This window comes from Brevundimonas naejangsanensis DSM 23858 (genome assembly GCF_000421705.1).
GTDB classification, from domain to species: Bacteria; Pseudomonadota; Alphaproteobacteria; order Caulobacterales; family Caulobacteraceae; genus Brevundimonas; species Brevundimonas naejangsanensis.
Genome location: NZ_ATXN01000003.1, coordinates 200,473 through 213,826 on the forward strand (window position 1 = coordinate 200,473; position 13,354 = coordinate 213,826).

At 65.6% G+C, this 13,354-nt stretch carries 11 protein-coding genes and 1 pseudogene; 6 read left to right on the top strand and 6 right to left on the bottom strand.

Going from position 1 to position 13,354, the window contains the following annotated elements:
• Position 1: 1 nt before the first annotated feature.
• Together H556_RS0108420 and H556_RS0108425 are read right to left on the bottom strand one after the other, a co-directional pair.
• A complete protein-coding gene (locus H556_RS0108420) occupies positions 2-334 on the bottom strand; it encodes a type II toxin-antitoxin system PrlF family antitoxin (protein ID WP_024354016.1) in 333 nt (110 codons plus the stop codon).
• 184 nt (positions 335-518) lie between these two features.
• Complete coding sequence (locus H556_RS0108425) at positions 519-737, bottom strand: hypothetical protein (RefSeq protein WP_024354017.1); 219 nt, start codon at positions 735-737, stop codon at positions 519-521.
• Positions 738-1,082: 345 nt separating this feature from the next.
• Between H556_RS0108425 and H556_RS0108430 the strand changes: the two genes are divergently transcribed.
• Positions 1,083-1,640: an alginate export family protein gene (locus tag H556_RS0108430; RefSeq protein ID WP_024354018.1), complete on the top strand. Its 558-nt coding sequence runs from the start codon at positions 1,083-1,085 to the stop codon at positions 1,638-1,640.
• 307 nt (positions 1,641-1,947) lie between these two features.
• Here the strand turns inward: H556_RS0108430 and H556_RS16540 are convergent, their stop codons facing one another.
• The 3 genes from H556_RS16540 to H556_RS0108450 all read right to left on the bottom strand — a co-directional run bounded on the left by H556_RS16540 (position 1,948) and on the right by H556_RS0108450 (position 6,989).
• Entirely contained in the window at positions 1,948-2,235 is a 288-nt protein-coding gene (locus H556_RS16540) for a hypothetical protein (RefSeq protein ID WP_024354019.1), read from the bottom strand.
• 345 nt (positions 2,236-2,580) lie between these two features.
• Entirely contained in the window at positions 2,581-5,937 is a 3,357-nt protein-coding gene (locus H556_RS0108445) for a TonB-dependent receptor (protein WP_051130241.1), read from the bottom strand.
• Between the two features lie 116 nt (positions 5,938-6,053).
• Positions 6,054-6,989, bottom strand: coding sequence for an alpha/beta hydrolase family protein (locus tag H556_RS0108450; protein WP_024354021.1), 936 nt, complete (start codon positions 6,987-6,989; stop codon positions 6,054-6,056).
• A gap of 164 nt (positions 6,990-7,153) precedes the next feature.
• Here H556_RS0108450 and H556_RS0108455 point away from each other — a divergent pair, with 164 nt between their 5' ends.
• The 4 genes from H556_RS0108455 to H556_RS0108470 all read left to right on the top strand — a co-directional run bounded on the left by H556_RS0108455 (position 7,154) and on the right by H556_RS0108470 (position 11,614).
• Entirely contained in the window at positions 7,154-8,554 is a 1,401-nt protein-coding gene (locus H556_RS0108455; RefSeq protein ID WP_024354022.1) for an aspartate ammonia-lyase, read from the top strand.
• Between the two features lie 53 nt (positions 8,555-8,607).
• On the top strand, positions 8,608-9,183 hold the full coding sequence (locus tag H556_RS0108460; RefSeq protein ID WP_155802445.1) for an RNA polymerase sigma factor: 576 nt from the start codon (positions 8,608-8,610) through the stop codon (positions 9,181-9,183).
• Positions 9,180-10,172: a FecR family protein gene (locus tag H556_RS0108465; protein ID WP_024354024.1), complete on the top strand. Its 993-nt coding sequence runs from the start codon at positions 9,180-9,182 to the stop codon at positions 10,170-10,172. The genes H556_RS0108460 and H556_RS0108465 overlap by 4 nt, the downstream gene beginning before the upstream one ends.
• 119 nt (positions 10,173-10,291) lie before the next feature.
• Positions 10,292-11,614 carry a dicarboxylate/amino acid:cation symporter gene (locus H556_RS0108470; protein ID WP_024354025.1) on the top strand — a complete coding sequence of 441 codons (1,323 nt, stop codon included), beginning with the start codon at positions 10,292-10,294 and terminating at the stop codon, positions 11,612-11,614.
• Positions 11,615-12,226: 612 nt separating this feature from the next.
• On the opposite strand, the gene H556_RS0108475 is transcribed toward H556_RS0108470, so the two are convergent.
• Entirely contained in the window at positions 12,227-12,466 is a 240-nt protein-coding gene (locus H556_RS0108475; RefSeq protein WP_024354026.1) for a hypothetical protein, read from the bottom strand.
• A 12-nt stretch (positions 12,467-12,478) separates the two neighbouring features.
• On the opposite strand from H556_RS0108475, the pseudogene H556_RS15645 reads away from it, so the two are divergent.
• Positions 12,479-13,036: pseudogene (locus H556_RS15645) on the top strand (catalase).
• Positions 13,037-13,354 lie beyond the last annotated feature (318 nt).

Here is a 13,354-nt window from a genome sequence, read left to right on the forward strand (position 1 = left end):
ACTAGAGTGCGACATCCCCGTCGATCTCGGCGTCGAGGTCAACGTCCATGTTCCCAACGAGCGCGGCGATGCGATCCCGCAGGGTGGCGGGCAGTGCGGCGATGGACGTGCCGGGGTGTTCTTTCATGTCGTGCGCCAGAAATTCGAGGAAGTGATCCACAACCGGGTCGCTTGTCTCTGCTGTCGCTTTCTCGACAAAGACCCGGTGTTGATCATCGACAAAGTAGGCGATGCGCCCGCCGTAATCTACGCCCAAAGCCTGCCGGACGACTTTGGGAACGGTCGTCTGGCCCTTCGCGGTGATGGTGCTTTCTTCTTTCAGCAACACAGCCATGATCGGCTCCTAACTTGGTCTTCAGTGTAGGTAAGGAATATTCCTTACTCCGTCAAGGGGGGATTCACCGTGGCTGTCGGGCGCCGAGGGAGGTCGGACAGGAGCATAAGCGACGGCCGTTCTGCCTGGATCCGGCACCGATGTGCGGCTTCATCAGGATTGCGCCGGTGTTATGGAGGCGGCATCAAGCCAGCGGAATAATGAACATCTGGCTATAGCCATTCCGGTCATCGCTGATAGGAAAGGCTACAAAGTCTGTGCCAGCGTCGTCATTGGCTTGGCGCACCACATCGTTGAACTCAGCGGCCCGCTTAGGGTTGCCCACCAGCAAGAAGCCGCCGTTGTCCCGCCGAACTTGGTAGGCGGGTGACGCTTCCAAGAGAATGTCGAGAAGTCGCCCCATAGGCGAATATGACCATCACTCAGCGAACCATGCAAGCTGAGCAATGTACTGTGGCCGCCAGTGGCGGCCGCGTGTCATGTGTTGTCGCGTGATCGTTCTGTGCGGCCGCAAGTTCGAGCACCATCGCGTCTTGACATCTCCACTCGGTCAGGACGCACCTTGGGTACTTCCATTGCCCACACTGGACCCACACTGGAAAGGCCCGCTCCCGCCCCCAATGCTTTCCGAGCATACTATATCGGTGTGTCGGTTGTCCGGCCCCAAGCGAGCCAGCAGCCTATCGACGGCTGCGGGTGAGCCTTCAATAATCTGTATAATAGGCCCTCGGCGTAGGCGAGCACGTCTATGAACTCGAGCCGATGCCCCAAGAATCTGCGACAGGTTTGGCGGCATACCGATCAGGAGGCGGCGCGCGTTTCCGACTTCATCGGCGAGCGCGACACCTATTCTCTGCGCGTGGCCGCGAAGAAGGGCGCCCTGACCTATGACGTCGAAGCCATGCTGCAGGACGGCGAGACGGCTGCGGGCCAGGATGTCGAAGCCTGGTTCGTCGGCTTCGAGGGGGGCTATCAGCTGCCGGGAGCGTGGAAGCCGCGGATCGGCGCCCGCGTCGACGCCGGGTCGGGCGATGATGACGCCAGCGACGACAAGGCGCAGGGATTCGACGCCTTGTGGGGGCGAGGCCAATCGTTCACCACAGAGTTCGGCTATACCAACATGGTCCAGGCGGGTCTGAACCTGAACCTCAATCCGATCCCCAGGCTGAACGCGAACCTGGGCGTGACCACGCTGCGCCGTCTGTCGCGCGACGACGGCGTCTATAGCCTGGCCCCCGCCCTGATCCGGGGGCGCCGCCGAAGGGCAATCTCGCGACGTCGGCCTTCGCACCACGGCCCGCGTTGATTACGACTGGAACAGCCATCTCTCCACCGGCTTTATGGTCAACCATGTCTCTGCGGGCGACTTTCTGAAAGAAACCGGCGACGGAAAGGACCTGTTCTACACGTCGGTCTTCGTCACTGCCCGTTTCTAGAGCGAAATCCCTTCGCTGCGTCGGAAAATGGCCTGGACCTAAACGGGCGACGAGGCTCGGCGCCGATGTCCGCACCACGTGCATTGCAGCCCTTGGTGCTGAAAGGCAGAACGGCCCAGGCGTCATCTAATGCGAGGCGGCCAGGCAGCCTGAGGAGGCTGCCTGGCTCAAATGGCGTCAGGCCGCGAGGATTTCGTCGGCCGGACCGAAGAACTCATAGTGAATGCGGTCCTCGGACACGCCGGCGGCCCGCAGGTCGGACACCCGGGCGCGGAGGAAGGGGCGCTGGCCGCACAGGTAGTAGTCCGCAGTCCCGATAGGGGTCTGCTCGGCCAGGCCAGCACGTGCGCGCCCTGACGACCGCTCATTCGCGCGCCCGGGCGTCTCGGGGAGGACGGCTTCGATCTGGTTGATTGCGGCAATTGTATCATCGCGCCCGCCTGCGGCCTGACAGGCGCTCTGCACCAGGCCCTGGCTGCCTTTCTGACGGTGCTGGACGGTTACACTCTGGAGAGCCTGCTCGCCCGACGCCTGGACATAACCGGCCTGTTCGAGCGTGCTGGTCCGGTGGAACTTTCACCCGAGAACCGCTGAGTTCGGGGTCAGCGTAGGGGACAAGTTGATGCGCGACCGCTGCCGCGAGCAAGCCGCGGGTCCAGCATCTTCATATGCTGGCCGCTTGGGACAGGACGATTCGATATCCGGTGGTTGCGGCGCGATCTCATGCCGCTCGCGCGCGAGGGTTCCGTCACGGCAGCAGGCTGCCGGCGGCGGGACGATGGCCGCCGGCAGGTAGATTTTTAGGGCGTCTTAAAACTTGACCGTGACGCCAAAGTAATAGCGACGGCCCGCAGTATCGTAGGCCCCGTTGTAGTTGGCCAGGCGGCCGCTGAACACGTCGCCGGAAGGCAGGAAGGGGCTGACCTCGTCGAGCAGATTGTTGACCCCCGCGTACAAGCGAATGTCGTGCCCTCCGACGTCCAGGTCATAGCCCGCGTAGAGGTCGTGCTCCCACATCTCGGGAATGCGCAGGAACAGCGGGTATTCGGCGTCGGGCATGGTCTGCAGCAGCGCCTCGTACTGTTGCAGGCGGAAGCGGCTGTCGAGAGTGGGGCTCAGGTATTTGACCGTGTAACGGAGCCGGAAGTCGTTCAGGCGCCAGGACAGGGAGGCGCGGCCCCGGTAATCAAAGCTGCCCTGGGACAGGTCTCCGCGCTGGTCAGTGACGACTTCGCCCTCCAGTCCCTCGAACCGGTGCTTCTGCTTCAGGACATGGGAGCCGTCATACCGCAGGTCCCAACGTCCGGGGACGCCGATAGCATCCAGGTTGAAGCGGTATTGCAGGGCCACGTCGATGCCCGAGGATTCCAGCCCAGCGACGTTGAACTGCCGTTGGGTCAGCGATGAGATCTGGCCGTCGTTCTGGTTGCGGCTGACGTCCGCGCAGAAGGGATTGTCGGCGATCGACCGGTCGCTGGCGTAGCACTGAATGAGGATGTCCTCATTCGCGTACTGGGTGATCGCGTCCTTGATGTCGATGGCGTAGTAATCGACGGAGAGTGTCAGCCGGGGAATGAAGCTGGGCGTATAGACGGCTCCCAGGGTCAGGGTGTCCGCCGTCTCTTCTTTCAGGTCCAGATTGCCGCCATTGGGGCTGTAGACCGAGGAGCCCGACTGGCGATAGCGCACCGTATTGCCCTGGTTCAGCGCCTCCGCGAAGGCGGCCTGAATGCCGACCTCTTCGCGGCAGCGCTCGGCGATCCGGCCAGCCGTTGCGGGCGTCACATTGCTGCAGATGTCGCTGACGGTGTCGAAATCCCCGCGCGGAGGCGAGAACAGTTCGGCGATGTCGGGCGCGCGTTGCGAGCGGGCGGTCTGGGCGCGCAAGCGCAGATCGGTGTTGGGCGCCCACTGCAGGCCGGCCCGATAACTGAACACCGTGCCGACTTTGGCGATGTCGTAGTCGGCCAGACGCACCGAAGCGTCCAGGCTCAGCATGCGCGCGAACGGCAGGTCGGCCAGGATCGGGACCGACACCTCGGCGAAGCTCTCGATCGCCGAGATCTCGCCGTCGAAGTCGGGCACGGGATTGCCCGAGGTCCCGCCCAGGTTCGATAGGCGGTCGCCGCGGAGGCTCTGGCTGTCCTTGCGAAAGTCGGCGCCGAAGGCCGCGCTTAAAGGCCCGGCGGGCAGTTGCATCACGGAGCCGGCCATAAAGGCCTGCAGAGTGTGCTGTTCGATCGTCACCTGCTGGTGCAGGTCGGCGCGGATATAGTCGGCGGCTTCAGCCGTGATGGCGCCTTCGCCGAACAGATTGACCGGCACGCAGCCGGCCGCGCGCGCCGCCGCATCGGCGCAACGGATGGCGCCGTCGGGACCGCGTTCGGCGTTGAGGCCGTGGCGCAGAGCCAGGCCGTTGATCTCATTACGGCGGTGCTGCTCCTGTTCGTAGCGGCCGTAGCCGGCCGTAGCCTCCCAGGTCCAGTCGCCCCAGGCGTCGCCACGCAGGCCGACCCAGCTGCGTAGAGTGTCGCGCCGGTTTGTCGTGTCGCGGTAGCCGACCTCGTTGAAGCGGCGCGCCCAGGCGATGCCCTGGGTGCTGGCTGACAGGTTATTGGCGAACACATCATAGGGAACGGTCGGGTTGCAGTCGCCCAGATCGGCGCGGCGGCAGGGAATGCGGCCGAGCGTCTCGTCGGTCTGCAGGCCGGTATCGGGATCGAACACGGACACGGTCGAGTTGAAGGTCAGGCCGACCGGCTCGCGACGCTCCTGAGTGTCGACCCGCGAATACTGCAGCTGTCCGAACAGGTTGAGGTTAGGACGAAGGTCGTAATCGGCCTTGGCCGCGAGCAGGTAGCGCTCGCGCGGCAGGATCAGGGAGCGATGCTCACGCTGGTTATAGCCGTCGCGGTTGGCCAGGAAGTAGCCGGTGTTGCCGTCGTCCCTCTGGCCCGGCAGGACCGGCGCGCCGGTCTGGGTGTTGGGGCCGAGCGGAACCAGGCCGCCGCCCTCATAGAAGCGGCGCTGCGCGGAGTTGGCGCCGTAGAAGACGCCGCCGGCCGTGTTGCCGCTGAGGTCGCGATAGGCGTTGGGCGGGAAGGACGAGGCGGGCTGATAGTCGCTGATCAGCACGCCGTTTGCGTCAGTGTAGAGCGTCTCGAACTCATTGCGCCCGAGTTCGGCGTTATAGGCATAGCTGGCCTGGCGGGTGGCCCAGTCGCGATCGGCGGCGCGGATGCCGTGATCGCGGTCATAGGTGCCGCTGAGGGCGAAATAGCCGCGCTTGTCGGCGAAGTTCTTGCCCCACAGGATTTCATAGGTCTGTTCCTCGCCGTCGCCTTCCTCGGACACGCCGGCGCGAGCGCGGACCGACAGACCGGTGTCGCGCGTGGTGATGATGTTCACCACCCCGGCCACCGCATCCGAGCCGTAGACGGACGACGCGCCGCCGGTGATAATCTCGACCCGGTCCACGAAACTGGAGGGGATGGTGCTGGTGCTGACCCGGTTGGCGTTGGCGCTGTTGGACACGGTGCGGCGGCCGTCGATCAGCACCAGGGTGCGGTTGTCGCCCAGGTTACGCAGCTGGATGGCGCTGAGCCCTGAGTTCTGGACGTTCCCGGCCACGGTGCTGTCGTTGAGGGTTGAGGTCGCGGCGGGGAGGTCCGCGAGCATTTCGCTCAGCTCAGTCGTGCCCGATTCCTGCAGATCATCGGCGCTGACGCCGACAACCGGCGTCGGGGTGTCGAAGGTCGAGCGACGAATGCGGCTGCCGGTGACGACGATGTCGCCTACGGCTGAGGCCTCGGACGAGAGGGCAGTGTCGGGAAACGTCTCGGCTTGCGCCTGATCCTCCCGGAAGATGCGCACGGTGTTGGCGTTGACGAAGCGGTGCTTGAAACCTGATCCGGCCAACAGTCGAACCAGGGCTTCTTCCGGCGTGAGGCGCTCGTTGATGGCGGGCGCGCGTTGCTGGCGCAGGGCCGGGTCGGTGTAGATCAATTGCACGCCGGTCAGCCGCGGCAGTTGCTGCAGACTTTCATGCAGGCTTTGCGCCGGCAGCACGATCGAATGGCGCTCCTGCTCCAGCGCCAGAACCGGCGTCGCGGCCATGGCGGCCAGCGACAGGGCGGACGCCAAAAGAATGGCTTTTCTGTTCAACATGTTTCGCTCCCCAAATTCGGCTTCTATGGCGCCGTCCGCAAAGCGTAGGCGGCGACATGAGCCGTTATATTTTTGGACGCGCGGCCCCGGGCGATGCGAACCCGGGGCCGCGAATTTTACTGCGCCTGCCCCGCGAGGATGGGGGCGGCGAAGCCCGACATCCCGCCGTTGTCATGGGCGATGCCGGGCGCATAGGCCACGCGCCAGCCGAACTTGACCCCGCTGCGCTCCGCCCCGGCCTGACCGGCGGCATGGAAGGCCTGGCCTCGGGCCAGGCGATGCGGACCCTGGGCGTCGGCGTTTTGGCCGTGCGGCAGGCTGGGGTGGGCGGGATCCGTGTCGGCCGTGCCTAGCAGCAGCACCAGCGGCTTCTGCAGAGCCGCCTCTAGCCCCGCTTCATCGACGGGCGCCCCTTCCAGCCCGAAGGGATATGCCTGGTCCAAGTCTGGGAAGGCGTAGGAGCCTGCATTGGCGGCGATCGCCACGCGATAGCGTGCCTCAGGGGTCAAGAGGACGAAGCGGTGCACGAACTGGGCGCCGGCGGAATGGCCATAGAGGCCGTAGCCTTCGACCTGACTGCCAGAGCGTCGCTTCAGATCGTCGAACAGCGGCTCGATCGCCGAGAAGCTCCACAGCGGGCGAGGGCGAAGCGCGCCCTGTTTGTCGCGGAAATAGCCGTGGTTGTAGGCGTTGGCGCCGGGGAAGCGTTCAGCGTCGAACTCGGGCACGGCCAGGATGAAGCCATGCTGGTCGGCCAGGTCGCGCCATTCGTCGCGATAGCGATCCGCGTCGCGGCCACGCCCGTGCATGACGATCACGATCGGCGTGGCGGGGCCGACGTTCTCGGGCGCATGGGTCCAAACGCGCAGCGCCGGTCCCGACCAGCCGTCGAACACAAACCGACCGTCGCCGGGCGCTAGCCGCTCGCTGTCCGAAGGCGCCCCCATTCCCGAAGGCGCTTCTGCCAGCGCCGCGCCCGCAGGCGTCATGGCCAGCGTCGCAATCCCGAGCATTGCCGCCGCCGCCCAGGTCGTCATCCCCTCAAGCTTCATTTCCGCTTCCTTCCGATGTGGTCGGCCCCTCGACAGGCGCCTTGTAGGGACTCGACGCTGAAGCGCGCCTAAGGCGAACCTGCCGCTGTTCGGTTCGCCTTCGGCCTCGGCGAGCGTCCCTGTTCCTACAAGCGTCACAAGGCCAGGGGAGCTTCGCCTTAATCATGATCAACGCCGCCGTTCGCCGCATCGACTACGACCCCCTCGGCCCGGTCGAACTGGACGCCGACTGCCTGCATGGCCCGCAAGCCGAGCGCGCACGCACGAATTTCGACCTCAGCCAGACCCGGGTATCGGACCTGCCGGAATTGATCGTGGCCCTGGCCGAGGTGAAGAAGGCCGCCGCCCTCACGCACCGCGAGACCGAAGGCCTGTCGCCTGAAGTCGCCGGCGCCATTGTCGGGGCTTGCGACGAACTAATCGCCGGGGCGCATCACGCCGCCTTTGATCTGGACGTCTGCCAAGGCGGGGCGGGGACATCCACCAATATGGCGGCCAATGAGATCATCGCCAACCTGGCGCTTCTGCGCCTGGGCCTGACGCCCGGCGCCTATGACGTCATCCATCCCAACGACCATGTGAACCGCGGTCAATCCACCAACGACGCCTACGCCACGGCGATCCGCCTGGCCGCCTACCGCCAGGGACAGACGCTGGCCGCCGCGCTCGACCGCCTGGCCGAGGCCTTCGCCGCCAAGGCCGAAGCCTTCCGCCACCTGCCCAAGCTCGGCCGAACCCAGCTTCAAGACGCGGTGCCGATGACGCTGGGCCAGGAGTTCGCCGCCTTCGCCGCCGCTACACGCGACGACGCGGCGCGCCTTCGCCAGGTGTCCTCGGAACTGCTGACGGTCAATCTGGGGGGCACAGCGATCGGGACGGGACTGGGCGCCGATGCGGCCTATCGGGCGCGGGTGACGGCGTGTCTGGCCGAGGTGACGGGCCTGCCGGTCACGGCTGCGGATGATCTGATCGCCGCAACGTCGGACACTGGCGTGTTCGTGCTCTACAGCGGCATGCTGAAGCGGGTCGCCGCCAAGATGTCTAAAATCGCCAGCGACCTGCGGCTGCTGTCGAGCGGGCCGCGTGGAGGGATAGGCGAGATTCATCTGCCAAAGCGCCAGCCGGGCTCGTCCATCATGCCCGGGAAGGTCAATCCGGTTATCCCCGAGGCGATCAACTGTCTGGCGTTTCGCGTGTTCGGCTGCGACGCCGCCGTAACCTTTGCGGCCGAAGGCGGCCAACTCCAGCTTAACGCCTTCGAGCCGGTGATTATCTGGTCCCTGCACGAGGCGGCCACGCTGCTGACACGTGGCGCGGACGCCCTGCGCCTGCACTGCGTCGACGGCATCGTCGCCGATCCGGTCCGCTGTGGTCAGAACCTGGCGCAAAGCACGGCTCTGGCGGCCGAATTGGTGCCGCATCTCGGCTATGTCCGCGCCGCCGAGATCGCCCAGCATGCCCAGGAAAGCGGCGATCTGATCGCCTCCGTGCGGCTGCTGGCGCCTGACTGGAGCGAATTTATCGCCCAAAAGGCGTCCGCCGATTTCGCATTGCCTCATCCGTAGCGTCTTACTGATAGAGGCGGTCGGGAGAGGGCGTGTTGAGGACGGAGCTGGACATGACCCCGAACAGGAGCGAGCCCGCGCGCGCATCTGATCCTGACGCCGTGGCGGGGCCGGGCCAGATCGACGCCGCGCTCCTGCGTCGCTATGAAGGAGCGCTGCGCGATTTCTTCGGACGCCGCGTCTATTCGCGTGACGAGGTAGATGACCTGGTTCAGGAGGCGTTCGCCCGACTGATCGAGTCGGGCGAGCGCCGCGACGTTGAATATCCAGCCGCCTATCTCTTTCGTATCGCCAGCAATCTGATTCATGACCGGGGACGGCGTCGCGCCCGCAGTCCTGTGCAGACCGAACTGGACGTCGACGACGTCGCCCTAGCGGTGCCCCCTGAGCAGGAAAACCGACGGCGGCTCGAGGACCTGCAGGCGACCCTGAACATCGTGCTGGATCAGTTGCCGGCCAAGTGCCGCGACGTCTTCGTCATGCGGCGGTTCAAGAACATGACCACGCCGGAGATCGCCGGCGCGCTCGGCATCAGTCATCGCATGGTCCAGAAATACATGTCGCGGGCTCTTCTCGCCCTGCATGAAGCGGTGAGCGAACAGGGCCGCGGCCGGGAGGACTGGCTATGAGGCGCAGCATTGACCCCCGCCCGACCCCTGCCGAGGAGATGGTCGATCGCATCGTCGCGGCAGACTTCGGCTCCGGGCCTCTAGAGGCGCGACAGGCGCTGGAACGCCTGCGCCGTGAGGGGCCGGAGCAGACTGCTTTGCATGACGAGATCATGGCGTTGTGGGGCGACCTCGGCCAGTTGGAGCCGCCTCGCCTGTCGTCCAGGCAGCCGACGCGCGGGCCGCAAAATTGGCAGCTGATCGCCGCGTCCGTTCTGCTGCCGCTCCTGGCCGCTACGGCCCTGTTTCTGGCGCACGGCGCCTTCGGCGACCGCGGCGCGACCCTGATGAGCACAGGAGCGGACGAACGCCGCATCGTGACTCTGGCGGACGGATCGACCGTCAGCCTGAGCCCCCACACCGTGGTGCGCGCAGCCTTGGGACGTGATCAACGCCTGCTGGAACTGGAGCAGGGCGAGGCCCTGTTCGATGTCGCCCATGACGCCCGGCGGCCGTTCCTCGTCGACGTGGGCAGCGGCCAGGTGCGGGCCATCGGCACGCGCTTCAACATCCGCAAGGGTGAGGATGTGGTGGTCACTGTGGTCGAGGGCGTCGTCCGCGTGACGGCTGGCGATCAGGACGGCAACGCCAAGCTGCAGCTGTCCCAGGTCGCCAGCGCCGGTCATCAGGTGCACCTCGGCAAGCGTCGAGACGCGGGCGCCGCCCAAGCAGGCGGCGCCTACCTTTCACCCGCCCGAAAGGTCGACGCCGAACGCTACGCCAGCTGGGTCAACGGCATGCTGCAGTTCGAGGGCGAACCGCTGTCGCAGGTGATCGACGAGCTGAACCGCTATTCGTCGCACAAGATCCGCCTGCCGGATGCATCCATGGCCGATATTCCCATCTACGGCATGCTGCACATCGGCGACGCCGAAGGGCTGCGGGCTCTGGTGGAAGATCTGGAGCGCGGTGACCGGCGACGAAATAGACCGGCGTCGTCAGCTCCCTAGGGTTCCCGTCGCGCTGTCTGATGGCGCTCCCCTCCCAAATCGTCCGTCTCATCGAACCGCGAGCCGGTTGAGCCCTGCCGCTCGCCTCGCGCCGCCCATCGTGTCTGGAGTTTGTCGTCATGCCCCGCAATCTTACCTTCGTCATCCTGATCGGGATGCTGCTCGGCGTCGTCGCCGGCTTCTTCTGTCATCAGGCCTTGGGCGATGCCGGGGCGGCGGAGCGGGTCGCCGGCTATTTTTCGATCGTGTCCGACATTTTCCTGAAGATGATCAAGATGATCATCGCGCCTCTAGTATTCGCCACCCTGGTGGCGGGCGTGGCGCGCATGGGCGACGGGCGCGCCATCGGGCGCATCGGCGCCAAGACGCTCGGTTGGTTCATGGGCGCCAGCCTGGCGTCCCTCGCCCTGGGCATGGTGCTGGTGAACCTATTGCAGCCCGGCCGCGGGCTGGACCTGCCGCTGCCGACCGAAGACGCAGGCGCCGTGACCGCCAAGACGCCGGATCTCGCCGCCTTCCTGGTGGACATCGTGCCGGCCTCCATCGTCGAAGCGATGGCCACCAACTCCATCCTGCAGATTGTCGTCTTTGCTCTGTTCTTCGGCGTCGGCCTGGCCGCGATCGGCGACGCCGGCAGGCCGCTCGTTCGGGCCGTTGATGCCGTCGCCGAGGTCATGCTGAAAGTCACTGGCTACGTCATGCTGACCGCCCCGTTGGCCGTCTTCGCCGCCATCGCGGCGGTTATCACGACCGAAGGTCTTGGCGTGCTGCTCGTGTTCGGCAAATTCATCGGCCAGTTCTATATCGGGCTGGGCCTTTTGTGGGCGTTGCTGATCCTGGCCGGCTTTCTGGTCCTGGGGCGGGCGATCATGCCGCTCATGCGCGCCATTCGCGGTCCGTTGATGCTGGCCTTCTCAACGGCCTCTTCCGAAGCCGCCTATCCCCGGACGCTGGAACGCCTCGTGGAAACAGGCGTGCCGCGCCGTATCGCAGGGTTCGTCCTGCCGCTCGGCTACAGCTTCAATCTCGACGGCTCGATGATGTACGCGACCTTCGCCATCCTGTTCATCGCCCAGGCCTACGGCATCGACCTGTCGTTAGGGGAACAGATCGCCATGCTGCTGGTGCTGATGGTGACGAGCAAGGGCGTGGCCGGGGTGCCTCGCGCCTCCCTGGTCGTCGTGGCCGCCACCCTGGTTCAGTTCGGCCTGCCCGAGGCCGGGCTTCTGCTTGTGCTGGGCATCGATCAGTTCCTCGACATGGGCCGCAGCGCCACCAACGTGGTGGGCAACGCCGTGGCCGCCGGCGTCATCGCCAAATGGGAGCAGGCCCACACCGACCTCGCCAATCAACCGTCGGACATCCATGATGTCGCGGCGAAAGGGGAGGCGACTCCGGCTCCGGAAGTCGCGGTCGCCAGCGCTGCGTCCGCTCCCTCATAGATGTATCAGCCTTCTTGGGTCCGTCCTGCTTCCCGCAGCGGCGCACAAGCGACTCGGCCTATCTCTGGGCGCACCCTGGCCGAGTCGCTTCCTTATCCAGATCGAGGGATTGCCTGGTGTCGGAAGCGGCCGTGGCGAAGCCTCGAGGGGAGGCGTCTCGCCCTGTTCACACCGCTTGAGCGCGGTGGTCCGATAGGGCGGAAACCTTGGCGGCGCGCATGACGCCGCCATGCAAGCGATCGGGAGTGCGCCTTAGGACGCGCGGTTCCTTGGACGCATCTAGTCGATCGCAAAGGTGTGCTGACTGTCGAACCGAAAATGCCGATGTCAGGGCGAGCGGGGTCGGCCCGGGACCCGTCGAGTCGCGCAAGTCTTAAAAGGACGTCAGGCGGCGCCGGCAGGACGGCGCCGCCTGACCGGGAGAACAGCCGGAGGGATGCGGCGTTCTTCCCAACTTGGGGCCGGCCTATCGACGGAGGGTGACGCCGACGTAGAAGGTGCGGCCGATCACGTCATAGGTGCCGGCCTGATAGCCGAATTCGAAGTTTGCGCCGCCGGCTACTGCACCCGGAGCACGTTCGGCGCCTTGTCGAAGGCGTTACGCAGACCTCCTTAGAGAGAAACGCGTTCGTTGAGTTGATAGGCAGCCGAAAGGTCGGTGTAGAAGACGTGGTCGGTTTCATACACGTCGTAAAGTTTCGGCGTCACATGGCGTCCCGGGCTCATGAAGTGGCGCAGAGTCCAGTTGGCGCTCCAGGGCCCTGAGGACCAGGTGGTGCGGACGGCGTCCTTCCATTCGGGTGAGCCGAACAGACCCGTCGTCTCTTCGACGCCATCGCGCGCGGCGAGCATCCGGCGTGGGACCTGTCAGTCCAGATGATGCCCTACGACGAGGCGGCGACCTATCGCTTCAACCCCCTCGACCTGACCAAGACCTGGTCGCACAAGGACTGTCCGCTGATCCCAGTCGCCACGATGACGCTGAATCGCAACCCGGAATTTCTTCGCCCAGATCGATCAGGCGGGCAACACCGTGCCCGGGATCGGCCTGTCGCCGGACAAGATGCTGCTGGGCCGGGCCTTCGCCTATAACGACGCCCAGCGAACCGCATCGGGATCAACTTCCACCAGCTGCCGGTCAACCAACCCAAGGTCCCGGTGGACAATATGTTCGACGGCCAGATGGCCTATCACCACTCGGGCGCTGAACCGGTCTATGTCCCGAGCAGCGGCGGCCGTTCCTGGTCGGACGAACCGGGTCCGGTCGATGACGGCTGGGAAGCCGACGGCGAACTGGTGCGCAGCGCCTATACCCTACACTCCGAGGGCGACGACTTCGGCCACGGTGCTAGACCAGCCTGGCCTTCATCGAAGGCGTCGGTGGCCCTGAGGGGCGTGAGGTGCCGCCTTCTTGAGGCCTGAGCATTCGTGCGCACACCTCGGTCGCAGCCAGGCTCCCGTCAGTGGGCTGCCGAGGCGACAGGTGCGGCAACGGGCTGGCCGGGGAGGTTTTGCGCATCTCCTTCTGGCGGTTGCGGTCAGGCGCGCCGGATGACGGCGCGACGTTGTTCAATTTCGGTCAGATGCTACGGTGCGGCGTAGGCTGCGAAGAAAGACACGCCCAGTGGCAGATGAGATCTTCGACGACGAGCCAGGCAATCCGGCGCATCACGAGGGATCCCGCGCGCCCCTGCCGAAGCTGTCGCCTCTCCAACGCAGCCGGTTCGGCGGCACGGAGCG

Bases quoted from the DNA above. Each gene is read 5' to 3' on its own strand.
- H556_RS0108465 (WP_024354024.1), top strand. From the start codon at position 9,180: ATGAGGCGCAGCATTGACCCCCGCCCGACCCCTGCCGAGGAGATGGTC.
- H556_RS0108470 (WP_024354025.1), top strand. From the start codon at position 10,292: ATGCCCCGCAATCTTACCTTCGTCATCCTGATCGGGATGCTGCTCGGC.
- H556_RS0108430 (WP_024354018.1), top strand. From the start codon at position 1,083: ATGAACTCGAGCCGATGCCCCAAGAATCTGCGACAGGTTTGGCGGCAT.
- H556_RS0108460 (WP_155802445.1), top strand. From the start codon at position 8,608: ATGACCCCGAACAGGAGCGAGCCCGCGCGCGCATCTGATCCTGACGCC.
- H556_RS0108425 (WP_024354017.1), bottom strand. From the start codon at position 737: ATGGGGCGACTTCTCGACATTCTCTTGGAAGCGTCACCCGCCTACCAA.
- H556_RS0108420 (WP_024354016.1), bottom strand. From the start codon at position 334: ATGGCTGTGTTGCTGAAAGAAGAAAGCACCATCACCGCGAAGGGCCAG.
- H556_RS0108475 (WP_024354026.1), bottom strand. From the start codon at position 12,466: ATGCTCGCCGCGCGCGATGGCGTCGAAGAGACGACGGGTCTGTTCGGC.
- H556_RS0108450 (WP_024354021.1), bottom strand. From the start codon at position 6,989: ATGAAGCTTGAGGGGATGACGACCTGGGCGGCGGCGGCAATGCTCGGG.
- H556_RS0108455 (WP_024354022.1), top strand. From the start codon at position 7,154: ATGATCAACGCCGCCGTTCGCCGCATCGACTACGACCCCCTCGGCCCG.
- H556_RS0108445 (WP_051130241.1), bottom strand. From the start codon at position 5,937: ATGTTGAACAGAAAAGCCATTCTTTTGGCGTCCGCCCTGTCGCTGGCC.